Below are 24009 nucleotides of genomic sequence, written 5' to 3' on the forward strand. Positions count from 1 at the left end.
CGCCGACGTTCCCCCGCGGTCAGCAGATCGGCCTCGGTGACGGGGCGGTGCGGCTGCGCCACGACGGTCCTGAGCAGGGACAGCAGCCGGTCGGCCAGGGCCTGGGCGGTCTCGGCGTCGAACACGTCGGTGGAGAACTCGACGACCCCGTCGATGCCGCCGGCCGCTCCCTGCGCATAGGACTCGGTGAAGCTGAACAGCAGGTCGAACTTGGAGGTGCCGGTCCGGCCCTCCTCGACCGTCAAGGACAGGCCAGGAAGGGTGAAGACGTCGTATTCGTCGGCGGCCTGCATGACCAGCATGACCTGGAACAGGGGGCTGCGGGACAGCGAGCGGGTCGGATTGACCGCTTCCACGACTTGCTCGAAAGGCACGGTCTGGTGCGCGAAGGCCGCGAGGTCGGTGGCGCGTACCCGGGTGAGCAGTTCCTCGAAGGTGGGGGCGCCGGAAAGGTCGGCGCGCAGCACCAACGTGTTGGCGAAGAAGCCCACCAGATCGTGCAGCGCCTCGTCCTGACGCCCGGCCACCGGGGTGCCCAGCGGAATGTCCGTACCGCCGCCGAGGCGGCTCATGAGCGCGGAGAGAGCTGCCTGGAGGACCATGAACACGGTGGTGCCGGTGCGGCGTGCGAGGCGGACGACGGCGGCGTGCGTGCCGGCGTCGACGGCCATCTTGACCGTGTCTCCGCGGTAGCTCGCCGCCGACGGCCGAGGCCGGTCGTACGGCAGGTCGAGTTCCTCCGGAAGGTCCGCCAGTTCACGGGTCCAGAAGGAAAGTTCCGCCGCCGTACCGTCCTGCGCAAAGGCGCTTCGCGCGCGCTGCCACAGGGCGAAGTCCGCGTACTGCAAAGGCAGTTCGGGCCACACTGGTGGGGCACCGGCGCACCGCGCCTCGTACGCCGCCGCCAGGTCCCCGGCCAGTGGCGCGGTGGACCAGCCGTCGGTGGCGATGTGGTGCATCACCAGCAGCAGTACGTGTTCCTCCGGCGCCACCCGCAGCAGCTCGGCGCGCAGGGGCAGGTCGCGGGCCAGGTCGAAGGGGCGCAGTGACGCGGCGCGCAGCGCCGTTTCGAGCTCCTGGCCGGCGGCCTCGGTGACGACGAACTCGGGGCGTGCCCGCTCGCCGTCCAGCACCAGCTGAAAGGGGGTGCCCTCCTCGTCGGGGAAGACCGTCCGCAGGCTCTCGTGCCGCGCCACCACATCGCCCAGTGACGCCTGCAACGCGTCCACGTCGAGCGGCCCGGAGAGCCGCAGCACCAGCGGGATGTTGTAGGTGGCCGAGGGGCCCTCCAGCCGCGACAGGAACCACAGCCGCTGCTGGGCGAACGACAGCGGGACATGTTCCGGGCGTTCCCGCGGCGCAAGTCCCGTCCGGCCCCGAGCATCCGTCCCGCCCGGCGCGGACCGTTCCAGCCACCGGGCCAGTCCGGCGGGAGTGGGCGACTCGAAGAGCACCCGGATGGGCAGGTCCACCCCGAGCCGCGCCCGCATCCGGTTGGCCAGTCGGGTCGCCAGCAGCGAGTGGCCGCCCAGGGCGAAGAAGTCGTCGTCCGCCCCGACCGCGGTGACGCCCAGGACGTCGGTGAACGCCTCGCACAGGATCGCCTCCTGGGCGGTGGCGGGTCCCCGCCCGGTGCCGGCGATGTACTCGGGAGCCGGCAGCGCGGTGCGATCCAGCTTGCCGTTCAGCGTCAGCGGCAGCTCGGGGACCACCACCACCGCTGCCGGCACCATGTATCCCGGCAGCCGTTCGGCGCCGAACCCGCGCACCTCGGCGGCCAGCACGCCCGCGGCGGGGGCCAGATCGGGATCTTCGGCGGGCACGACGTAGGCGACCAGCCGCTTGTCTCCCGGGTTGTCCTCCCGGACCACCACCGCCGCCTGGCGCAGCCCCGGGTGCGCGGCCAGTACCGCGGCCACTTCGCCCGGCTCGATCCTGAAACCCCGGATCTTCACCTGCTCGTCGGCCCGGCCGACGAATTCGAGGTTGCCGTCCGCCCGCCACCGGACCCGGTCCCCGGTCCGGTACATCCGCTCACCGGCAGCGCCGAACGGGCAGGCCACAAAGCGCTCCGCGGTCAGCCCGGGCCGCCCCAGGTACCCCCGCGCGAGCCCCGCACCGGCCACGTACAGCTCACCGACCACCCCTACCGGCACCGGGCTGAGGGAGTCGTCGAGCACGTAGGCGCGGGTGTTGGCGATCGGGGCGCCGATGGGCACCGTGCCCGACCGCAGTCCGGGGCGGCAGCGCCACGCGGTGGCGTCCACCGTCGTCTCCGTGGGGCCGTAGGTGTTGAACATCACCCGCCCCGCCGACCAGCGCTCCACCACCTCGGGAGGGCATGCCTCGCCACCCACCTCGAGGACGACTCCGGTCCCGATCGCCCCGTCCGGCATCGTCGCCAGGGCCGCGGGAGGCAAGGTTGCGTGTGTCACGCCCTGGTCGGCCATGAACTCGGCCAGTTCCACGCCGAGCCGCCGGTCCTGGTCCACGACCACCAGGGCCGCTCCCGACAGCAGGGCCAGCGACCACTCCGAGCAGAAGTTGTCGAAGCCCACCGACGCGAACTGCGCCACCCGGTGGCCCGGTTCCACACCGAACCTCGCGTGGCTGGCCGACAGGTTGGCGAACCCCGCGTGCGAGACGACCACGCCCTTGGGCCGGCCGGTGGAGCCGGAGGTGTAGATGACGTAGGCCGCGTTCTGCTTCCGCGGCGGCGCCGGCCGGTCCGCGTTCTGTGCGTCTCCCGCCTCCGGTGTCCCGGGCGCGTCCAGCACCAGCAACGGTACGTCGCAGCCTTGCGGCAGCACCCGTTCGCAGCGTGACGTGGTCAGTATGCAGTCGGGCCTGGCGTCATCGAGCGTGTAGACGACTCGCTCGACGGGATAGTCCGGGTCGATGGGCAGGTAGGCGCCGCCGGCTTTGAGCACCGCCAGGATCGCCACGATCAACTCGGCGGAGCGCTCCATGAGCACCGCCACCACCGACTCCGGGCCCACGCCGTACTCCGATGCCAGGCGACGGGCCAGCCGGTCCGCCCGCACGTCCAGCTCGCCGTACGTCAGTTCGGTGCCGTCGCACACGATCGCGACGGCGTCCGGGGTCCGGGCCGCCTGGGCCGCGAACAGCTCGGGCACCGTGGCCTCGGGCACCGTGAGTCCGGTGTCGTTCCACTCGTCCACCACTTGCCGTCGCTCGGCCGCGTCGAGCACGTCCAGATCGCCGATCCGGGACTGCGGAGTCTCCCCCATTCCCCGCAGCACCCTCACCAGCCCGCGCGCGATCCGCCCGGCGGTGGCCGGGTCGAACAGGTCTGCCGCCACCGTGAGTTCCCCGCGCAGACCGCCGGGCGCGCCCTGGCCGTCGGTCTCCTCGCTCAGGACCACCTCAAGGTCGTACGCGGTCATCGGTTCGCCCACCGTCGACGGGCTCACCCGGACGCCGGGAAGCTCCAGGAGCGCCGCGGCGGAGGCGGTGGTGTCCCGCAGCGTGAGCATGACCTGGAACAGGGGGTGGGCGAGGCCGAGTTCCTCCACCAGGCGTTCGGCCGACACATCCTGACGGGCCGTCGCGCCCGGCTCCGTCTCCCGTACCCGGTCCAGCACCTGCGCCGTGGTGGGATCGCCGGACAGGTCGATCCGCGTCACGCGCGTGTCCGCGTAGCACCCGACGAGGCATTCCAGCATCTCGTCGGTACGCCCGGCCACGGCCGACCCGACGAGGACGTCACGGTCGGCTCCCCACCGGGACAGCAGCACGGCCAACCCGGCCCGCAGCACCGCGCCCAGGGGCATCCCCCGCTCCTGGGCCAGCGCTGCCAGGTCCCGGTGGACTGCGGCGGGCACGGTGACGTCGAGGCGATGCCCGCGGTGCGAAGCCGTGGCCTGACGCGGCCGGTCCGCGGGCAGCCCCAGTTCGTCCGACACTCCGGCCAGCACCTCACGCCAGTACGGCAGTTGCCCGGACAGCTCGCTGTCCGGATCGTCCGCCGAGCGGAGCGGCTCGCAGCGGCCCGGTGCGTCGTCGGCGTCCGGGGCCGGGGGTTCACCCCAGAGCGGCTGCTGTCCCCGCCGACGCGCCGCGTACGCGACCGACAGGTCCCGTACCAGCGGTGCGGCCGACCAGTCGTCCCCCGCGATGCGGTGGACGACCAGCGCCAGCACCGCCTCGTCCGCCCCCGTGCCGGACAGCCACGCCCGCACCGGGATCTCCGACTCGAGGTCGAACGCGCGGGCCGCCGCCTCCACTTGGGGCGACTCGGCCATCTTCAGTTCGAAGCCTGTCCCATCGACGGGGAGGATCCGTTGATACGGCACCCCGTCGGCAGCGGGGAACACCGTGCGCAGCGCCTCGTGCCGCCCGATGACGTCGTGCAGTGCCGCCTCCAGCGCCTCCCGGTCCAGCTCTCCGGCCAGCGTCCAGGCCATCGTCAGACGGTTCACCGCGCTCGGTTCGTCCGACCGTTCCAGAAGCCAGAGCCGTCGCTGCCCAAGGGAAATCGGGATACGTTCCGGACCTAGCTGATCCGCCGTGTCTGGTCGCGCAAAGAACATATCTGCCCCCATGGGTAAAAAATTCATAGACTCATGGTCAGCCGCGAATTGCAGCGCAATGAACAGGATGAAAGTGAACGGATAAATGACCGGCCGGCAGGAACAGCGCACTCCATGTGCGAAGCCGAATGTCCGGAGAGCCCGCCAAGGGAATTTATTTGATTCCCATTCAGGCTCAGCTATGTCGATTCAGAAGGTATTACCGGCCCACTCGGCGCGTCAAGCTTCATTCATTGCACAGGGCGACTCCGAAGGGGTCGAGCACCTCGTCCGCGGCCGTCAGCAGGTCCTGCATCGTGGCCGTCGGCTCGATGGGGAGCGGCTCCGTGTGGACGCGGATCAGCGCGGCGGCACTGCGGGCCCGCCGCTCGGCCGTGGCGGCGTCCTCGGCGCGCGCGACCACGTATCCGCTGCGGTCCTCGGACCAGCGCAGGGGCTCCACCTGTCCGCCGGGGTCGACGCCCACCTCCGCCCGGACCACGCCCTCGGCCTGCCGGGCCGCCGCGAGGCCCTCCACCGCGCGTACCCGGCCGGGCGGTGGGGTGAGGAAACGTACCGCGGCCGCTCCCCGGGTGACCGGGTCGAGCGCCGGTACGCCGCCAGGCAGGGCGAGTTGGCAGGTCAGTCGCTCCATGTCGAAGCCGTGCACCAGCTCGACCAGCTCGGCGATCCGGCCGCCCGCGCACCGCGGGTGCGACTCGACCACACGTGGCCCGTCGGCGGTGAGAATCAGTTCCGTGTGGGCCGGCCCGTCGACCAGGCCCACCGCGTCGAGCATCCGGCGCACCATGTCCTCGACCTCGGCGGCGCACCCGGGCGGCAACGGCGCCGGGAGTACATGCCCGAGGGCCACGACGCCGCCGCCGTTGTCCTTCCGGGAGACGGCAAGCACGGTGTGGTGTCCGGCGACCGAGAAGCTCTCCACGCTGATCTCGGTACCGGTGAGCAGCTTCTCCACCATGAACTCACCCACGCCGAAGGCGTCCAGCCAGGCCCACGCCTCCGGCACCTGTTCCGGGGTGTGGACCTTGCGTACGCCCAGGCTGCCCGATCCCATGGTCGGCTTGACCACCAGGGCGCCGTGCCGTTCGGCGAAGGCGCGCAGCATGGACGGCGAGCCGCCCACACGGAAGGGCACCGGGCCGATCCCCCGCTCGTTCAGCAGGGCGCGCAGGGCCGCCTTGTCGTGCAGCAGCCGCGCCGTGGCCGCGCCGGTGCCGGTCAGGCCGAGGACGGTGGTGAGGTGGCCGGCCACCAGCGGACCGGCCTCGGTCTGGCTCACCACGCGCCGGAACGGCCGGTGCGCGTGCAGGGTACGGGCCAGCGCGGTGACCAGGCCGATGTCCTGGTAGTCCACCAGGTGGGTCTGGACGCAGTAAGCACGGGCGGCGGGTTCGAAGAGCGCCGGCTTGTCGATGTTCACGACGTCCAGGCCGCACTCGGCGGCCTTGCGGACCCCGGCCTCGGTACCGCCGAGCAGCAGGATGCGTGGCCTCACCGGACGTCCCCCGGTCCGGGCAGGAAGCCGACGGCCCGGAAGTAGGACAGGTAGCGGTCGAAGAGCGGGCCGTCCACCTCCGGACAGTCCACGCCGGTTCCGGCCAGCAGCCGCCGGGTGTCGGTGGCGTCGAAGCGGATGCTGCCCTCGGGGTCCTCGTCCGCGCCGTTCTCGCCGAACGCGCCGAGCAGCGGGAAGGCCGCGTTGCCGGGCGAGGCCGCCACTGCCCGCAGCCATGCGCCGACCGGCACCTCGCGTAGCGCGTACCCCCGCTCGCGCAGCCGGTGCACGGCGGTCCCGAACGGCAGCAGTCGCTCGCTCGCCAGATGGAAGGTCCGCCCGGCCGCCTGTGGACTGCCGGACAGCGCCACCACGGCCCGGCTGACGTAGTCCACCGGGACCAGGTCGAAGGCGACCTCCGGGAGTGCGGGTGCCAGTCCCAGCTGAACGCAGCCTTTGAGCAACAGCCACAGGAAGTCGGTCCGCTGACAGGCGCCGTCGCTCACCGCGCCGGAGACGCGGGTCGGCCGGTAGACGGAAACAGACAGGTCGCGCCGCCGGGCCTGCTCGACCAGCTGCTCGGCCACCCACTTGCTCTGGGTGTAGCCGTGCACCAGCCGCCCGGGCCGGGCCAGCGGCTCGCGCGGCCCGATCCTGCGTCCGGCCAGACCGGGACCGGCGAAGACCCCGGCCGTGGAGATGTGATGCACCGGCACACTCCGGACGGCGGCCAGGCGCAGCACCTCCACCGTGCCGGTCACGTTGGCGTCCCGCGCCTGTGCGTACGCCTGGGCCAGGTTGACCTGCGCCCCGCAGTGGTAGACGGCGTCGACCCTCCGGGCGAGCTGGTCGAACGCCGCCGCGCCCAGTCCCAGCCGGGGAGCGGCCAGGTCGCCCCGGTGCACGGTGATCCGGTGCTGGACGGCGGCGTCCCACAGGCCGAACTCCTCCAGCGCGGCGCGCAGCCGCTTCTCGGCGTGTTCCCGGTCGCCTCCCCGGACCAGGCAATGCACCCGTGCCGTGGTGTGAGCGAGCAGATCGCGCAGCAGAAAGGCACCCAGGAAGCCGGTGGCACCGGTGAGCACGACCTCCTCCGGGTGCCCGGAGCGGACACCCGCGTCGGGTGTGCCGGGCCGGACATCGGCCGGCAGCCGCAGATCGCCGGGCGGTACGGATCCCGGCGTGCCCGGTTCCAGATCGTCCACCAGGGCTCCCAGCGCCCTCACGGTGGGGGCGGTGAACACCGCGTTCATGGGGATCCGCGCGCCGAATTCGGCGCGCAGCGCGAGCACGAGCCGTACAGCCAGCAGGGAGTCACCGCCGTGCCGGAAGAAGTCCTCGTCGGCACCGATCCCCGGCAGGCTCAACAGCCCCGCCATGTGGTCGGCGATCCTGTGCTCGGTCGCGGTGCGCGGGGGCGCCACGGCGCCGGTCGGCCGACCGGCCGGGACGCCGGTCCAGGCCCGGGCGACGGCGGCCCGGTCCACCTTGCCGCTGTGGGTCAGCGGGAGGGCCGGCAGGTGCAGGAAGGCGCTGGGCACGAGCGCCTTCGGCAGCCGCTCGGCCAGGGCGGCGCGAAGCTCGTCGGCCGCGGCGGAACCGTCACCGACGTAGCCGGCCACGAGCCGGTGTCCGGCGCCCGGTCCGGGTTCGGCCGTCACCACCACGGCGTCCCGCACCTGTGGCAACGCCTTCACCGCCGCCTCGACCTCGCCGAGCTCGACGCGGTGTCCACGGATCTTGACCTGGTCGTCGCGTCGGCCGAGGTAGTCGATCCGGCCGTCGGGAAGCAGCCGGGCCAGGTCACCGGTGCGGTAGAGCCGTCCGGACGGTGCGCCGTCGACGGCTTCCGGTGCCGCGGCCCCGGCCGGCGGGGCGTATGGGTCGGGGAGGAACCGCTCGGCGGTCAGCCGCGGCCGCTCCAGGTAGCCCACGGCGAGCGGGGGCCCGGCGACGCACAGTTCGCCGACCGCCCCGACCGGGGCCGGGCGCAGCCTGTCGTCCAGCACATAGACGCGTGCGCCCGTGACGGGACGTCCTATCGGCGGGCGCTCGGGCCAGAGCGCGGGGGAACCGGTCAGACGTTCGGCGGTGACCACATGTGTCTCGGTGGGCCCGTACTGGTTCTCCAGTACGGCATCGGTGAGTTCGGCGAAGAAGCGCCGTACCTCCTCCGTGACGTAGAGCTGCTCCCCGGCCGTGATCACCTCGCGCAGCCGGGGCAGGCGGCGCCGCGTGGCGCACGCGTACTCGGCCAGCTGACGCAGCGCCACATACGGCAGGAACAGGCGGTCCACGCGCTGCTCGACGAGCAGGTCGCAGAGCCGCTCGGGGTCGGTACGGGCGGTGTCGTCGGCCAGCACCAGGCAGCCGCCGCCGGCCCAGCTGGCGAACATCTCCTGGAACGCCACGTCGAAGCTCAGCGGGGCGAACTGCAGGGTGCGCGAGCCCTCGCCGCAGCCCGACGCGGCGCGTTGCCAGGCCACGAGGCCGGCGGTGGAGCGGTGGGGCATCGCCACGCCCTTGGGGGTGCCGGTGGAGCCGGACGTGTAGAGGACGTAGCAGAGGTCGTCGGGGGTCGCCGTCGGCAGCGGTCCGAGCGCGGCGGGCAGCGCGTCCAGGCTGACGGCCGGCAAGGCGGTGGGGAGCGGACGGTCGGTGAGCACGGCGGCGGCCCCGCTGTCGCGGAGCATGAAGTCGATCCGCTCGGCCGGGTAGGCCGGGTCCACCGGGACGCAGGTGGCGCCCGCCCGCAGCACGGCGAGGACAGCCTGCGGCAGCGCGAGGGAGCGCCCCACGCAGACCGCGATCCGCCGGCCCGCGTAGCCCTCCTCGACCAGCCGGGCGGCCAGCACCTCGGTGGCCGTCTCCAGGTCGCCGTAGGTCAGCCGCTGTTCGCCAAGGGCGACGGCCGGCGCGTCGGGGGTGCGGCGGGCCTGTTCGGCGAAGAGTTCGTGCACCAGGGGCGGGTCGAGGGGTGGCCGCCCGGCCGTCCAGGCCGCGCGGATCGCCCGCTCCTCCGCTTCGGGCAGCAGCGCCAGGTCGGCGACCGGGTGTCCGGGGTGGGCGAGCCCGTCGGCCAGCAGTGTGCGGTAGCGCTCGACCAGCCGCACGGCGCTGTCGTGGTCGTAGAGGTCCGCCGCGTATTCCAGTACGCCCGACCAGCAACCCTGCTGCGGGGTGAGGTTGCAGAAGAGGTCGTACTTGGCGGTTCCGGTGGGCACATGCAGCCGCTCGGCTGTGATGCCGGGCAGGTCCGGACCGACGGCCTCGGTCGACTCGGCGTTCAGTACGATCTGGAAGAGCGGGAACCTGCCGAGCGTACGTTCGGTGCCGAGTTCGCCGAGCAGCCGGGTGAAGGGCAGGTTGCGATTCTCGACGGTGTCCAGCAGGGCGAGCTGGGCCTCGTCAACCAGGGCGGCGAAGGAATCGACGGGGTCGATCCGCTGACGTACCGGAAGCACCTCGGTCAGGCAGGCGATCAGCGGGTCCAGGTCCGGCTCGTCGCGCAGCGAGACCGGCACGCCCAGCACCAGGTCCCGCCCGCCGGTCAACCGGTGCGTGAGCGCGGTCAGCGCGGCCACCAGCACCGCCTGCGGGGAGCTGCGCCGTTGCCGGGCCAGGCGCGCGATGCGCCCGGTGAGTTCCTGGTCGAGGACGAAACGCACCTCCCCTCCGCGCGGTCCGAGCACGGACGGCCGGGGGCGGTCGCCGGGGAGCGCGGTCTCGGCCGGCGCGCCTTGCAGAGCGGCGCGCCAGTGGGCGGCGGCCGTGTCGGCGAGGCCGCTCTCGTCCCGGTGGCGGAGTTGGGCATGGGGGCCGATCTGGCGGGGCAGGGCGGGCAGCGGATCCGCCCTGCCGTCCAGCGCGGCCCGGTACAGGGCGCTGAACTCGGTGTCCAGCACCCGCAGGCTCGCCCCGTCCATGGCGGCGTGGTGCAGTACGACGGCCAGGACGTACTCGTCGTCGGTGTCCTCGATGTCCAGCAGGGTGGCCCGCAGCAGCGGCGGGGTGTCGAGCGGCAACGGCTCGGCCATCATCCGCGCCACTACCTCGGACAGCCGGTCCGCCGGCACGGTTCGTCGTGGCACCCGCACCGGAACGGGTGCCAGTACGGTCTGCACCGGGCCGGCGCCGGACAGTTCGAGCCGGCTGCGCAGCCCTTCGTGGCGGCGGACGATCCCGGTGAGCGCGGCCTCGACCGCCGACGGCTCCAACGGTCCCCGCAGCCGGTACGCCCAGGACTCCCGGTAACGCGAACCTCCTTGACCGACCCGGTCGTTGAGCCAGATGGAGGTCTGCTCGAAGGACATTGGATAGCTGGTCATGGCACTCCGATCGGGGTTCGGCCCGCACGGGCCAGGAGGAGCTGGACCTGCTCGACGTGGTCGTCGAACCGCGGATGAGCGAAGACCGTCCGCAGCCGGAGGACGACGCCCGCCTCCCGGTGGAGCGTGGCGGCCAGCCGCGCGGCGAGCAGTGAGTCCCCGCCCAGGGCGAAGAAGTCGCTGTTCCGTTCGATCTCGGCGGCGCCGAGGACCTCCCGCCATACGCGCCGGAGTAGCGGAACCAGGTCGTCGGGGCCCGGAGCCACCGCGTCCGCGGGGCGGGCGGCGGCCAGGTCCCGCAGGGCCGGCATGTCGACCTTGCCGCCCGGGGTCAGCGGGAACGTGGGCAGCACGAGCAGCTCGCCGGGAATCATCGTCGCGGGCAGGACCGTACGCAGGTCGCGCAGCAACCGGCCCGTGTCGACGGGCCCGTTCGTGGTCAGGCAGCCGACCAGCCGGTCGCCCGCCCGCAGCACCCGGACGTCGGTCACCGAGGCTGCCGCGGCCAGGGTGGCGGCGATCTCACCGGGGTCGATGCGCACCCCGTTGACCTTGAGCCGGTCGTCGGTCCGGCCGAGGAAGTACAGGAGCCCGCCCTGCTCGCAGACCCGGTCGCCGGTGCGGTACCAGCGCTCGGCGCCATCCCGGACGAACCGTGTGTCGCCGTCCGCGTCCAGGTAGCCCAGCGCGATGCCCGCACCACCGAGCAGCAGCTCGCCCGGGGTGCCGGGCGGTACGGGCAGGCCGTCGTCACCGACCACGGCCGTGGTGACGCCGGGCAGGGCGGTGCCGATCGGCACCCGCGCGCCCTCGACGAGTTGCGGGCGCACCGTGCACGCGACCGAGGTGATGGTGGCCTCCGACACTCCGTATGCGTTGAGCAGCCGAGGCCGGCCCGGCTCAGCGCACCACAGCTGGGCCGCGGCGACGGGCACTTCCTCGCTGCCGGTCACCACCAGGCGCAGCGTCCCGGTGCCGGCGCCGGTGCGGGACAGGTGGGCGGCCCAGCCGCTGAAGTACGAGGCGGGCAGGTTGACGACGGTGAGGCGTCGCTCGGTCACCAGCGCGGTGAACCGTTCGAAGCCGGTCCGGCCGAGGCCGTCCGGCAACAGGTCGACGCAGGCTCCGGCGCAGAGGGTGGGCCAGATCTCCTCGGCGGCCACGTCGAAGTCGATCGCGGCGGCCTGCAACACCCGGTCTCGCGGCTGGAGTTCGAACAGGTCGCGGACCGTCCTGGCGTGCCAGCCGAGCGAGGCACGGCCGACCAGGACGCCCTTGGGGCGGCCGGTGCTGCCGGAGGTGTGGATCACATAGGCAGGCCCATCCGGCGCAGCGGTGGCCCGGGACCGGTCGGGAGCAGGCGGGTGTGCGGCGGCCTCCCGGTGGTCCACCACCACGAGCGGGGTGTCCGCGCGTCTCGCCGAATCCTCTGGAAGGTCCGGGCGTGTGGCGTCGGCGAACACGTCTCGGTCCTCCGCGAGGACCACGCGCGGCGCGGTCTGCCGGATGACGCGGGCCAGCCGGGCGGCCGGCGGTTGCTCGGCCACCGCCAGGTAGGCGGCGTCGGTGAGCAGGACGCCGAGCAGCGCGGCCACCAGGTGTGGACGGCGCCGTCCCTGAACCACCACCACGTCGCCGGCGGCCGCACCGCGCTCGCGCAGCAGCCCTTCGACCCGGCGGGCCCGCTCCAGCAGGCGGGCGTAACTCCACGTTTCGGCGCCGTCGGTGACGGCCGGGCGGTCCGGGTGGCGGCGCGCCGAGGCGAGGATCAAGTCCACGACGTCCGTGGGCTGCGTTGTCGAACGGTCCATCCTTGGGGGACTCCGATTCACCAGATCAGCGGGAGACGGCAGCCGGTTGGCCGGGGCGGGTGCGCAGGGCCCAGGCCAGGGCGGGCGCGCAGAACGTCGTCACGCCGAGGAACCCCAGACCGAGCAGCAGCCAACCGGCGGCGCCGTAGTGGGAGACGAGTAGGGTGACCGCGGCCGGGCCGAGCACCAGGTTGACGGAGCTGCCCAGCGCGAACAGTCCACCCCAGGTGCCCTGCGCTCGGGCCGGCGCGAGGTCGAAGCGCAGTTTCCAACCGGCCGCGGAGCTCCACAGTTCGGCCAGTGACAGCAGCAGCACAGCCGCTACCAGGGCGGCTGTGCCGGGCAGCGCGCCGCCCGTGCCGCTCACGGCCACGGCCGCGCAGGAGCCGGCGGCCGCCGCACCGGAGAGGACCAGCAGGCGCCGGGCGCCTGTGAAGCTCTCCGCGCCCCGGCTCAACCGCACCTGGAGGCCCACCACCAGGACGGCGTTGAGGCCGTACAGCCAGGCTCCCAGTCCCTTGGGCAGGCCGGCATGCGCCACGACCCACAGGGGGATGCCGATCCGCAGCACGATGTCGCCGACCGCGAGCACGCCGTACAGCAGGGAGAGCGCGAGGTAGGGCAGGTCACGCAGGGCCTGCCGGAGCCCGACCGGGTCCTCCCGTAGGGCCGGTCCGCGCGACCGGTCCGGCAGGCCCAGGCAGCAGGCGGTGGCCGCCGCCTCGGCCAGCGCGCTGGCCAGGATCAGCCCCAGGTAGCCCGGAGCACTGTCCAGGGACAGCGCCAGGCCGCACCCCAGGGCGCCCGCGATGACACCGATGTTGAAGACGCTGCGCAGCCGGGCGGAGGCGTTGACCCGGGCGGCCGAGTCGACCAGGTCGGCGACGAGCGCCTCCCGGCAGATCCAGCCGCCCTGCACGCAGATGCCCAGCAGGGGCGCCAGCACCAGGAACGTCCACAGACTGTGCACCTCGGTGGCCGCCACCAGCAACAGCACCTGGGCGCAGCCCAGTCCGACGGTGGCCCGGCGGGCACCGATCCGGTCGCAGAGCCGTCCGATGGACAGCGACAGCGGCAGCCAGACCAGGCCGGCCAGGGTCAGACCGGCGCCGACCTGGGTGACCGGCAGGCCGACCTGGCGGGTGAAGTAGACGGCACTGCCCGACGCGTACAGTCCAAATCCGACGCTGCCCAGCAGATGGGCCGCCACGAGCCGGCGCGGTGTGCCGGGTCCGGTCACCCGACCTCCACCTGCGCCGGACCGGTCTCGCGCGAGGGCCGCAGCCCCGGCGCGGTGCGGGCCAGCGCGGCACCGGCGAGCTGGGAGGTCACCAGTGAGACGAGGACCAGCACCACGAAGAACGTCTCGTTGATGAGCTGCGCCCGGTAGGTCACCCCGGCCAGCACCACGCCCACCGTGCCGCGCGCGTTCAGCGCAACCGCCAGCGAACCCGCGACCACCCGGCTCTCGCCGGCCAGCAGCGCCGCGCCCCAGATGCTGAGGGCCTTGGCGCCGCAGGCGACCACCAGGAACCACAGGAAGAACCAGGGGTCGAAGCTGTGCGCCAGGTCGAGCCGGACCCCGACCAGAGCGAAGAAGACGGGCACGAAGAAGGCCATCGAGAACTGCCGGATGGCGCCCCACACCTGCGCACCGCGCGCGTCGGCCGCCGCCTCACCCGTCCTCAGGTCACCACGCACCACGCACATGCCCGCCGCCAACGCCCCGAACACCGCGTTGACGCCGAGCCCCATGCAGCACAGCACCATGAAGCACAGGAAGACCAACCGGAATGCGACCGGGCTCTGGCGGGCGACGGGGTTCCAGCGGTGCTCGGCCAGCCACCGGAACGCGCGCGGGCCCGCGAACAGGGCGAGGGCGAAGAACAGGGCGCTGACGACGGTGTAGTACGCCACTGACGGCACCACGGCTGAGCTGCCCACCGCCGGCCACAGGCCCGCGGAGTCCCCGGAGTGGGCGAGGCCCAGGGCGATGGCGAGGACGATGTAGAGGATGACGTCCTCGATCACCGCCACCGCTAGCACGATCCGGCCGAAGGGCGCGTCCAGGATGCCCAGGTCCATCATGATGCGGGAGATCACCGGGATGGCCGCCACCGCCATCGCCAGGCCCACCACCAGCACGGTGGTCACGGTGGTGCCGGCCTGGCCCGTGAAACGCGCGGGACGCAGCCCGGCGATCACCGCGCCGATCGCGAAGGGCACCAGCAGACCGGCCGCCCCGACGAGCACGCTGGTGCGCCGCTCCCGGCCACCGACCCGCATGCGCAGTTCGGCGCCGGCCAGGAACATCAGGAGCAGCTGGCCCAACTGGTAGATCGCGTCCAACGCGGACGACACCGGCCCGGACCGGGGGAACAGCCACTTCTCCGCACCGGGTGCGAACAGGCCCAGCAGGGAGGGGCCGAGCAGGATTCCGCCCACGATCTCACCGATCACGGGCGGCTGCTTCAGCCGGACGAAGAGGTGGCCACAGCTGTGCGCCGCTATGCATACGAGGGCCAGTGCCATGAGCAGGCGGGCCGTTTCGACAACGGTCATCGGATCAGTTCCATTCGTGTTTGGTTGCCTGCCAGCCGTCTTCGTCGGCCCCTCGGCGCCAGTACCCGGAGATCGACGTCCGGGCGCGGTCCAGGCCGCGTTCGCCCAGCAGGTGGCCGCGCAGTGACTTGACGAAGCTCGCCTCGCCGTGGACGAAGGCCTGTACGGTGCCCGGCCCGAACTCGGCGGCCGTCACCGCCGCGACGAGTCGCTCGCCCACCGGTGCGTCGCCCCGGTGCAGCCAGACGATGTCCGCCGCCGCCCGGGTCTTGATGTCCACTTCCTCGGCCGCGTCGGCCACTTCCACGAAGGCGGTGCCACGGGCCCCGGCGGGCATCGCCTCCAGGGCCGCGGCGATCGCCGGCAGCGCGCTCTCGTCACCGGCCAGCAGGTGCCAGTCCGCGTCGGACTCGGGGGCGTAGCCGCCGCCGGGACCGCTGAAGTGGAGCGGGTCCCCCGGGCGGGCGCCGGCCGCCCATGGGCCGGCCACGCCCTCGGCGCCGTGATGGACGAAGTCCACGCTCAGTTCACGAGCGGCCGCGTCCCACTCCCGAACCGTGTAGGTGCGGGTCACCGGCCACTGTTGACGTGGCAGCGTGGCGCGTGCCGCCGCCGGGTCGAACGGCTGCGGGTAGAGGACCCCGGGACGCGGGAAGTGCAGCTTGATGTAGTGGTCGGTGCATCCTCGTACCGAGAAGTCCGCCAGGCCTTCGCCGCCGAGGACCACGCGGATCATGTGCGGGCTGATCCACTCGGTACGCAGCACGCGTCCGCGGTGCAGGCCGCCCTGCCTGGAGTTCCTGGGTCGATCTGTCATGGTGAGGTTCGCTTTCGTTCCGCGCGGGCGAGATACCCGAACGCTTCGGGGTCGGGCAGTTCCAGACCGGGCAGGGCGCAGCACCAGCCGTGACGGCCGAGGGCCAGGGCCAGTTCCTGTGCCGAGCGCTCGTCGACGGTGAGCGTGACCGTGCCGGCCGTGCCCTGCGCGTCGTGCTCGATCTGCAGGTCCTCGACGTTCACTCCGGCCGCTCCGACCTCGGCCAGCAGCCGGCCCAGGGTGCCGGGTTCGTCGCCCACCACAACGTCGAGCCCGACGGTGACCACGGGAGCGGTGTGCGGCTTCGCTGGCACCTGCCGGTGTCCCGTCCTGCCCCGCTCCAGCAGCTCGTTCAGCTGGGCCAGGGAGTCACCGCGGCGGTCCTCGGAGCCGAGTGCGCGCAGGGCTCGCAGGGTGACGCTCAGGTCGACCAGGAGGCCTTCCAGCACCTCGGCCACGGCCGGTGCGTTGGCCGAGAGGATGTCCGACCACAGCAGTGCGTCGCCGCCGGCGATCCGCACCATGTCGCGCAGGCCCTGGCCCGCCAGGCCCGTCACGGACCCTTCGGCGGCGGGCAGTTGGGCCGCCATCAGGGACGACAGCAGGTGCGGGGCGTGCGAGACCAGGGCCACGGCCTCGTCGTGGGCCCTCGCCGTCATGGTCACCGGGACGGCACCGCACAGCGCGACCAGCTCGTGTGCCAGCGCGGACGTCTCTTCCGTCGTGCGGGCATCCGGGGTCAGCACCCAGGAGCAGCCTCGGAACAGGTCGGCGCGCGCGGCGCACGGCCCCGAGCGCTCCCGGCCGGCCATGGGGTGTCCGCCCACGTACCGGGCGGTGTCGCAGTCCAGCCGGAGCGCGTCGCCGAGCGGGAGACTCTTCACGCTGGCCACGTCGGTGTAGGCGCGGGCCACGCCGTCCGCCTGGGCCCGGGCCAGCACCGCGCCGACCTGGGCCGGGGGCACCGCGATCACGGCGAGGTCCACCGGGGTGCCGGGCCGGTCCAGGCTGCCGGCGCCCAGCGCGGACGCCGTCCGGGCCGCTCCGGGGTCGGAGTCACTGAGGTAGACCCGGACTCCGGCGTCCAGCAGGGCCAGTGCCACCGAGGTGCCGATCAGGCCGGTGCCGATCACCAGGGCCGTACGCAACAGCCCGCGGCCCGCGACGCCGCCCGCCGGATGGTTGTCGAGAGCGGTCGTCGCGGTCACCGTTCACCGCCCTCGGCCGTGTGCAGACGCACCGGCAGGCTGCTGTAGCCCTGGAGGAACGTCGAGTAGACCGGCTTGGGCGCACCGAGCGACTCGATCGAGTCGACACGGCGCAGCAGCGCCTCCAGGACCGCTGTCAACTCCGCCCGGCCCAGGTAGGAGCCCAGGCAGAAATGCGGGCCGAAGCCGAAGGTGAGGTGCCGGTTGGGGGTGCGGGCCAGGTCGAAGCGGTAGGGGTCGGTGAAGACGGATTCGTCGCGGTTGGCGGAGACGTTCCAGGCGGTGACGGTCTCCCCGGCCTTCACGGTCCGGCCGCCGATCCGTACATCGGTCACCGCCGTACGGCCCACATGCAGGGCGGGGCTGGTCCAGCGCAGGATCTCCTCGACCGCGGTGGCGAGTTCCACCCGGCCCTCCTTCAGCGCGGCCCACTGGTCGGGGTGCCGGAGGAGGTTCCACACCGTCCCGGTGGCGGCCAGCCGACTGGTCTCGTCGCCGGCCAGCACCAGGCCGTAGCAGTTGAGAACCAGTTCCTCCTCGGTGAGAGGTGCGCCGTCGACCTCGACGGTGGCGAGCGTGGTGATCAGGTCGTCCCGCGGGGACGAGCGGCGGTGTGCGGCGAGTTCGGCGAAGTAGAGCAGGATCTCGTTGCGGGCCAGCCAGGCGTCCTCGGCGGACTGCCCGGCCTCGTCGGAGCTGAGGGCCTGCTTGCTGAGCAGCAGCAGTTCGGCCTGGTCGCCGTCGGGCACGCCCAGCAGGTCGCAGATCGTGCCCATCGGCACGTGGTCGGACACCTCGACGGCGAAGTCGCAGTCGCCCTTGGCCACCGCGGCCGCCATCCGCTCGTCGGCGCGTGCCCGCACCTTCTCCACCACACCCCGCAGCACCCGGGGCGAGAAGGACTTCAGCAGGGTGGTGCGCAGCGCCGTGTGCCGGGGAGCGTCCATCACCGCGAGCAGCCGGCCACCCGCCGGGTCGCCGCCGCTGAGCAGCGAGGTGAGCATGTTGCCGTGCCGGGAGACGAACCGCTCCGCGTCCTTCATCACGGCCATGACGTCGTCGTAGCGGCTGAGCACCCAGAAGGCGGGGGCGGAGTCGGTGGCCCGGTGCCGGGCGACCGGCTGCTCGGCCCGCAGCCGCTGCCAGAACTCGTCGAGGTCCGGACCGACGAAGGTGGCCGGATCGGTCAGGTCGCGGCCGGTCTCGTCGTCGAGCCCGGTATCGACGATGGTTGCAGGTGTGGACATGCTGCTGACTCCTCAGACGGTCGGCGCGAGGTGGCGGGCGGCGATCGGCCCGATCCGCTCCAGGGCGGCGGGGGTCATCAGGCGCAGATGCTCGGCCTCGACCTGAATCCGGGTGATCGTCCCGCCGGTGTACGGGCGCCACACGTCGGCCAGTCCGCTCGAGCGCCCGGCCGCGTCCGTGGCCTCGAAGAAGAGCAGGTCTCCGTCGAAGTGCTCGGGCCGGCCCGCGTCACTGATCCTGATGTTGTTGGTGGTCGTGGCGGTGATCGCCTCGACCGTGCGGGCGCCGATCCCGGCCAACGGGCTGTCGGCCTCCCGCAGGATCTGCCGCACCCGTTCCGCGGGGATCGGCCCTGTGCCGGGCTCGGCGTCGAAGGCCGGCAGCCCGTCGAAGGCCAGCTTGAGCGTGTCGCGCTGGCTCGGCGATCGAGGTGCGCTGCGCGCGCCCCCGTGGCTCGAGTCCAGCACGGCCAGCAGCGACACCCGCTCGCCCGCCCGGCGCAGCCGGGCCGCCATCATGTGCGCGACGTTGCCGCCGAAGGACCAGCCCAGCAGCCGGTAGGGGCCTTCGGGCTGGATCCGGCGGATCTGCGCCAGATAGTCCTCGACCAGCTCGGCCATGTCGGCCGCGACCGGCTCACGGCCCGTCAGGCCGCGTGCCTGAAGCCCGTAGACCGGTATGTCCTTGGGCAGGTGGCGCAGCAGGCCCACGTAGCACCACGCCATGCCCCCGCCGGGGTGGATGCAGAAGAGCGGGGCGCCGCTGCCCTGGGCGCGCAGCTTCAGCAGGGGGCGCAGGCCCTCGGTGCCGGCGTCGGATTTCTCGTCGGTGCCCACGGCGGCGGACAGTCCGGCCACCGTGCGCCGGTCCAGCAAGTCACGCATGGACAGCCGGACGCCGAGTTCGGAACGGATCCGGCTGATCAGACGGGTCGCGGCCAGGGAACTGCCGCCAAGGTCGAAGAAGTCGTCGTGGATGCCCACCCGCTGCACGCCCAGGGCCGCGGCGAAGAGGCCCGCCAGCTGCTCCTCACGCGCGTCGCGCGGTGCGGGACCGCCCGCGCCACCGGTCTTCTCCGGTTCGGGCAGCGCCCGGTAGTCCACCTTGCCGTTGGGCGTCAGTGGCAGGGCGGGCAGGCGCACGAAGGAGGAAGGCACCATGTAGTCGGGCAGCATCTCGCCCAGGCGCCGGACGAGTTCGGCGTCGTCGGGAACGCCGCCGCGCGGCCCGGCGACCAGATAGGCCACCAGGTTCCGGTCGTTGGCGTCCTCACCGTGGCTGATCACCACCACCTGGGCGGCTCCGGACACCCGGGCCAGCACGGTCTCGATCTCGCCGAGTTCGACCCGGAAGCCCCTCACCTTGACCTGATTGCCGACCCGGCCGAGGAACTCCAGTTCACCGTGGGCGTTGCGGCGGCCCAGGTCACCGGTCCTGTACATGCGACTGCCGGGAGCGCCGAACGGGTCCGCCGCGAACCGCTGGGACGTCAGCGCGGCCTGGCCGAGGTAGCCACGCGCGACACCCGGCCCCGCGAGATAGATCTCGCCCGCCTCCCCGTTCTCCACCGGGGCCAGCTTCTCGTCGAGGACGTGGACGCTCACGCCGTCCAGGGGGCGGCCCAGCGGCACGTCGCCATGTGGCGGTTCGGACATGGGGTGGTGCGTGGCGAAGAGGGTGGTCTCGGTGGGCCCGTACATGGCGCGCACCACCGTGTCCGGGCAGGTGTCGAGCACTCGGGCCACCGCCGCCGGGGAGACCACGTCGCCGCCGGTCATCACCTCCCGCACGGTCGCGAAGCACTCCGGTGCCGCCTCGGCGACCACCCGGAACAGACCGGCGGTCAGGTGCAGTCCGGTGATCCGGTGCGTGGTGATCAGTGAGCGCAGGGTGTCGACGTCCACCTCCGGCGGTGCCAGCACGAGGTGCCCGCCGCGCAGCAGCGGGACCCAGAGTTCGTAGGTGGAGACGTCGAAGGCGTGCGGCGCGAGCATCAGCACCCGCTCGTGGCGTCCGCCCGTCCACAGGCCGTCGTCGACCAGATCCAGCACGTCCCGGTGGGTGACCGCGACGCCCTTGGGGCTGCCGGTCGAGCCGGAGGTGAAGATGACGTACGCGAGCCGGCCGTCGGTGCACGGGACCTGCGGCTCCACGGCCCGCGCGGCGTCCTCGGGTACGGCGGTCGCCTCGGCCGCGTCCAGGACGGCGAGGCCGCGGGCGTCGAGCTCGGGCACGGCCCGGTCGGCCAGCAGGATGCGGGCGCCGGCCTCGTCGAGCACCGTGCGGTGGCGCGCGGTGGGGTCGGCGCCGTGCAGGGGCAGATAGCAGGCGCCCGCCTTGAGCACGCCCAGGATCGACACCACCAGTTCGGCGGAGCGCTCCATCAGCAGGGCCACCGGCTCCTCCGGGCGGACCCGGAGGGCGAGGAGCCGTTGGGCCAGGCTGCTCGCCCGGCGCTCCACTTCGGCATAGGTCAGGCGTTGCCTGCCGCAAGTGAGGGCGATCGCGTCCGGGGTCCGGCGCGCCTGTTCGGCGAAGCGCTGGTGGACCGTCGCCTGTGGGTTGGGCACCTGAGCCATCGCTAACTTCACTCCTGCTGGTTGTCTTTGGGTATGGGTCAGGTCCCGGCGCCCACCGGGGCGGCGACCTCACGCAGGAAGGCGGCGAGTCGGCGCACCCCCTGATCGATCTGTTCGGGGTCGAGGTAGCTGCACGACAGGCGCAGCTCCCGCTCCCCGGCGTCGCTGAGGTAGAACTGCGCCATCGGCGTCCACAGCACCCCGAACCTGGCCGCCGAGCGCTCCAGCAACGCCTCGTCGACCGGGACCGGCAACTGCATCCGCACGAAGAACCCGCCCTGCGGACGGTTCCACCGCACGTCGGGCAAGGGCGGCACATGCCGGTCCAGCGCCTGAAGCAGCAGACCGAGATTGCGCCGGTACAGCGTGCCCCGGCGACGGCCGAGGGCGGCGAGCGAGCCGCCCTGCTCCAGCAGCATGCCTGCGATCACCGCCTGGCACAGAGGCGACGTGTTGACAGTGACCATGCTCTTCAGCGCCGCCAGGTCGTCGGAGAGCAACCGGAGGGCACCGTCGGCGCCGGTCACCTGCTGGTCGGCGATGGCATAGCCGACCCTCGCCCCCGGGAGGCAGAGCTTGGCGAACGTGCCGATCTGGACGACCCGTTCGCCGCCCGGCATCGCCTTCAGCGAGGGCAGTTCGGTACCCGGCGCCGCCGTGAAGCAGTACGCGTTGTCCTCGATGAGCATCAGCTCGGACCGGTCCGCCGCCGCGAGCAGCGCGCGACGCGCGGCCAGGTCCATCACGGTGCCCGACGGGTTGGCGTGGTCGGGAGCGACGTACATCGCCCGGATCCGCCGGCCCTGCGCGGCGAGCCGGGCCCGGGTCTCCTCCAGGGCGTCCAGGTCGGGCCCGTCGGCGCGTTCGGGGACGGCGACGACCTCGATGTCCAGCAGCCGTGCGGCACCGAGGATGCCGACGAAGCACGGCTCGACCACCGCGAGTACGTCGGAGCGGTCACGGAAGAGCGCGCGCAGGGTGAGCAGCATGGCCTCCTGCGCCCCGACCGTGATCACCACCGCGCGGTCGGGCACGTCGATACCGTGGTCGGCGCGTACCGCCTCGGCCACCAGGTCGTTGATCAGCCCGCGGGCCGGACCGTACTCGTAGAGCAGCCTGCGTACCCGGTGCGCGTCGAAGCCCCGGGTGGCACGCAGGTGTTCACCGAACAGCTCGATGTAGCGGGAGAGGTCGGTGTCCCTCAGATGGGCCAGGTGCGGGGCGCCCGGCGCGAAGGAGATCGCCTCGGGGAAGCGCGTCATCACTTCGTTGAGGAAGCCGATCGAGCAGAGGACGGGGTCGGTCAGCGAGGTGTGCAGTTGATCCTGGCCGAGGAGTGTCACGGGGCGTGCTCCCCGTCCGCCGACTGCCGGGCAGCGGGTGCGGAGAACCGGCCGACCTTGGCCATGACGTCCGCCGCGTACAGCCGGCGGGCCTGCACCAGAGCGAACTCGGCCAGGTAGCGGCGCAGTCCGTCCCGGGACTCGTCGGCCAGGTTGAGCATCATCCGGTTGGCGACCACCGCCGGGGCGGCCAGTTCCCGCGCGGCCTTCTCGACGGCGGCGTCCATCGCCTCGGGCGCGACCACCTCGTCGCAGACCAGCGCGGCCTCCGGGTCGGTGGCCCGGATCCGCCGCCCGCCGAGGATCACGCGGCGCGCCAGCCGGGCGCCGGTCATACGCGACAGCCGGAAGTTGCCGAGCCCGGGAACGATGCCCTCCTGCGCCGCGGGCAGCCTGAGGAAGGCGTCGTCCGCGGCGATCACGTGGTCGAAGACGAGGAGCAGCTGCATTCCGCCGCCGATGGCGAACGAGTCGACCGCGGCCAGCCAGGGCTTGTGCAGGGTGCGCTGGGGATAGGCGTCGGGCGCCGCGTCGACCAGCACACCGTGCATCAGCTTGTTGAGACAGCCGAGTTCGCGGCGCAGCAGGAAGTCCACGAAGGAGATCCGGCCGGCGTGCAGGTCCTTGAGGTTGATGCCGGCGCAGAAGACCCGGCGGCCCGCGTAGCGCGGGTGGGTCATCACTCCACCGCGCACCACGCCGACGCTGATCTGATCGTCGAGCAGCACGAGGTCGACGGCGGTCTCCAGGTCGTCGATCAGCCGGTTGTCCTCGGCGTTCAGGCAGTGCTGGTTGTTGACCGTCAGGTGCGCCACGTCCTCGCGCCGTTCGACCAGCACCGAGCCGAGGTCGACGCGCCCCGCGGCGCGGAAGTCGCTCAGCAGGTCGAGGGCTCGAGGGGTGGGCGCCAGCATGCTATCGAGGAGGTGCTCGCCGACCGAGGGATCGGTGAGCAGGGCGCGGAAGAAGATCCCCTGGTCGATCTCGCGCCCTTCCTTGTCCGCCTGCGCCCGGGTGGCTTCCTCGGTCATCTGGTCGTCGGTGGGCACCAGTCCGGGGAACCGCTCGGCCGCGGCCCGGGCCAGCCCCGCCAGCCGCAGGGGCTTGCGGCGCCGATCGGTGAGCGCGTCGTAGACCGCCGGGGCGTGCCGGTGCAGGAAGGCCGTACGCGCCCGGCGGCAGGAGTCGACGAGGGACGCGGCGAACTGTCGCAGGTCTTCGTCGCGCAGCCCGGGTCGGGGCAGCCCGGCCAGTTCCTCCTCGGCCCGGCCGACATGCTCGGCCAGGGCCAGGGCGTCGTCCTCCAGCAGGCCGCGCAGCGCCGGGCCTGGCGCGTTCACCGTGGTCACCGGCATCGTCAGTCCTCCCGGAAGGCCTGGCCGCGGCGACGTATCACCCGGTCGCAGGCGGCCAGGTGCGGGCCTATCGCCTCCTCGAAGGTGGTGGTCGTCGCCTCCAGCAGCAGGCGTCGGCGCACCGCGAACTCGGGCCCGCGCGCCGGGGCGAGTTCGGCCAGGGCGGCCCACGGCCGGTCCGGGTCGCTGGTGATCTCGTCGGCCAGGCCCGCGGTGTGGGCCTCGGTCGCGTCGACCGAGGCGGCCAGCAGCACCCGCCGGGCACGGGCGACGCCGAGCTGGTGGGCGAGGCGGTACAGGGTCATGCCCGGCCAGGGCAGCCCGTCACGGTCGCGCAGGACCAGCCGCAGGCGGGTGCCGGCGATGCGGTGGTCGGCGGCGAGGAAGACGTCCACCAGCGGACCGGTGAGGGTGCCGTCGGCGACCGTCATGGTCAGCGCGCCGAGCCGCTCGATCCGGCGTACCGCCCGCTCCCATCGGTTGACCTGATGGACCGCCAGGTCGGCGGGCCAGCCGTCGTCGGTGCCGGCGGTCAGCCGCAGGATGAGCGCGCCGTGCTCCGACCCGTCCTCGGCACGGTCGCAGGCCCCGGTGACCAGTTCGGTCAGCTCCGCGAGCGAGGCGCTCGCGTCCAGTTCGACCACCACGGTGCCCGGGGTGGGGTCCGGGGCCGTGTTCTCCAGGTTCTCCAGCGTCTGCGCGCTCAT

Annotated in this window: 12 protein-coding genes and 1 pseudogene; all 13 read right to left on the reverse strand. The window is 72.9% G+C overall.

Features of this window, described 5'->3' with window-relative positions:
• Positions 1–11: 11 nt before the first annotated feature.
• Positions 12–4580 (reverse strand): annotated as a pseudogene (locus ACIQTP_RS07445) (amino acid adenylation domain-containing protein); the annotation flags it as partial.
• A 199-nt stretch (positions 4581–4779) separates the two neighbouring features.
• Entirely contained in the window at positions 4780–6051 is a 1272-nt protein-coding gene (locus ACIQTP_RS07450; protein WP_403397198.1) for an ATP-grasp domain-containing protein, read from the reverse strand.
• Positions 6048–10379 (reverse strand): amino acid adenylation domain-containing protein, encoded by a 4332-nt coding sequence (locus ACIQTP_RS07455; RefSeq protein ID WP_403397200.1) that lies wholly within the window; start codon positions 10377–10379, stop codon positions 6048–6050. Before ACIQTP_RS07455 ends, ACIQTP_RS07450 begins: the two co-directional genes overlap by 4 nt.
• Positions 10376–12190, reverse strand: a complete 1815-nt coding sequence (locus ACIQTP_RS07460; RefSeq protein WP_403397202.1) for a non-ribosomal peptide synthetase — start codon at positions 12188–12190, stop codon at positions 10376–10378. The genes ACIQTP_RS07455 and ACIQTP_RS07460 overlap by 4 nt, the downstream gene beginning before the upstream one ends.
• A gap of 25 nt (positions 12191–12215) precedes the next feature.
• Positions 12216–13430: an MFS transporter gene (locus ACIQTP_RS07465; protein ID WP_403397204.1), complete on the reverse strand. Its 1215-nt coding sequence runs from the start codon at positions 13428–13430 to the stop codon at positions 12216–12218.
• Entirely contained in the window at positions 13427–14752 is a 1326-nt protein-coding gene (locus tag ACIQTP_RS07470; protein ID WP_403397206.1) for a cation:proton antiporter, read from the reverse strand. The genes ACIQTP_RS07465 and ACIQTP_RS07470 overlap by 4 nt, the downstream gene beginning before the upstream one ends.
• Positions 14753–14756: 4 nt before the next feature.
• Positions 14757–15569: a siderophore-interacting protein gene (locus ACIQTP_RS07475; protein ID WP_403397208.1), complete on the reverse strand. Its 813-nt coding sequence runs from the start codon at positions 15567–15569 to the stop codon at positions 14757–14759.
• On the reverse strand, positions 15566–16777 hold the full coding sequence (locus ACIQTP_RS07480; RefSeq protein ID WP_403397211.1) for a prephenate dehydrogenase: 1212 nt from the start codon (positions 16775–16777) through the stop codon (positions 15566–15568). Before ACIQTP_RS07480 ends, ACIQTP_RS07475 begins: the two co-directional genes overlap by 4 nt.
• Positions 16774–18024, reverse strand: a complete 1251-nt coding sequence (locus ACIQTP_RS07485; RefSeq protein ID WP_403397212.1) for a cytochrome P450 — start codon at positions 18022–18024, stop codon at positions 16774–16776. The genes ACIQTP_RS07480 and ACIQTP_RS07485 overlap by 4 nt, the downstream gene beginning before the upstream one ends.
• A 12-nt stretch (positions 18025–18036) precedes the next feature.
• Complete coding sequence (locus tag ACIQTP_RS07490) at positions 18037–20604, reverse strand: amino acid adenylation domain-containing protein (RefSeq protein ID WP_403397215.1); 2568 nt, start codon at positions 20602–20604, stop codon at positions 18037–18039.
• Between the two features lie 38 nt (positions 20605–20642).
• Positions 20643–21947, reverse strand: coding sequence for a PLP-dependent aminotransferase family protein (locus ACIQTP_RS07495; RefSeq protein ID WP_403397217.1), 1305 nt, complete (start codon positions 21945–21947; stop codon positions 20643–20645).
• Positions 21944–23302: a (3,5-dihydroxyphenyl)acetyl-CoA 1,2-dioxygenase DpgC gene (gene dpgC / locus ACIQTP_RS07500; RefSeq protein ID WP_403397219.1), complete on the reverse strand. Its 1359-nt coding sequence runs from the start codon at positions 23300–23302 to the stop codon at positions 21944–21946. The genes ACIQTP_RS07495 and dpgC overlap by 4 nt, the downstream gene beginning before the upstream one ends.
• Positions 23303–23304: 2 nt before the next feature.
• A complete protein-coding gene (gene dpgB, locus ACIQTP_RS07505; protein WP_403397222.1) occupies positions 23305–24009 on the reverse strand; it encodes an enoyl-CoA-hydratase DpgB in 705 nt (234 codons plus the stop codon).

It is taken from the genome of Streptomyces sp. NPDC090798 (assembly GCF_044768965.1).
Taxonomy (GTDB): domain Bacteria; phylum Actinomycetota; class Actinomycetes; order Streptomycetales; family Streptomycetaceae; genus Streptomyces.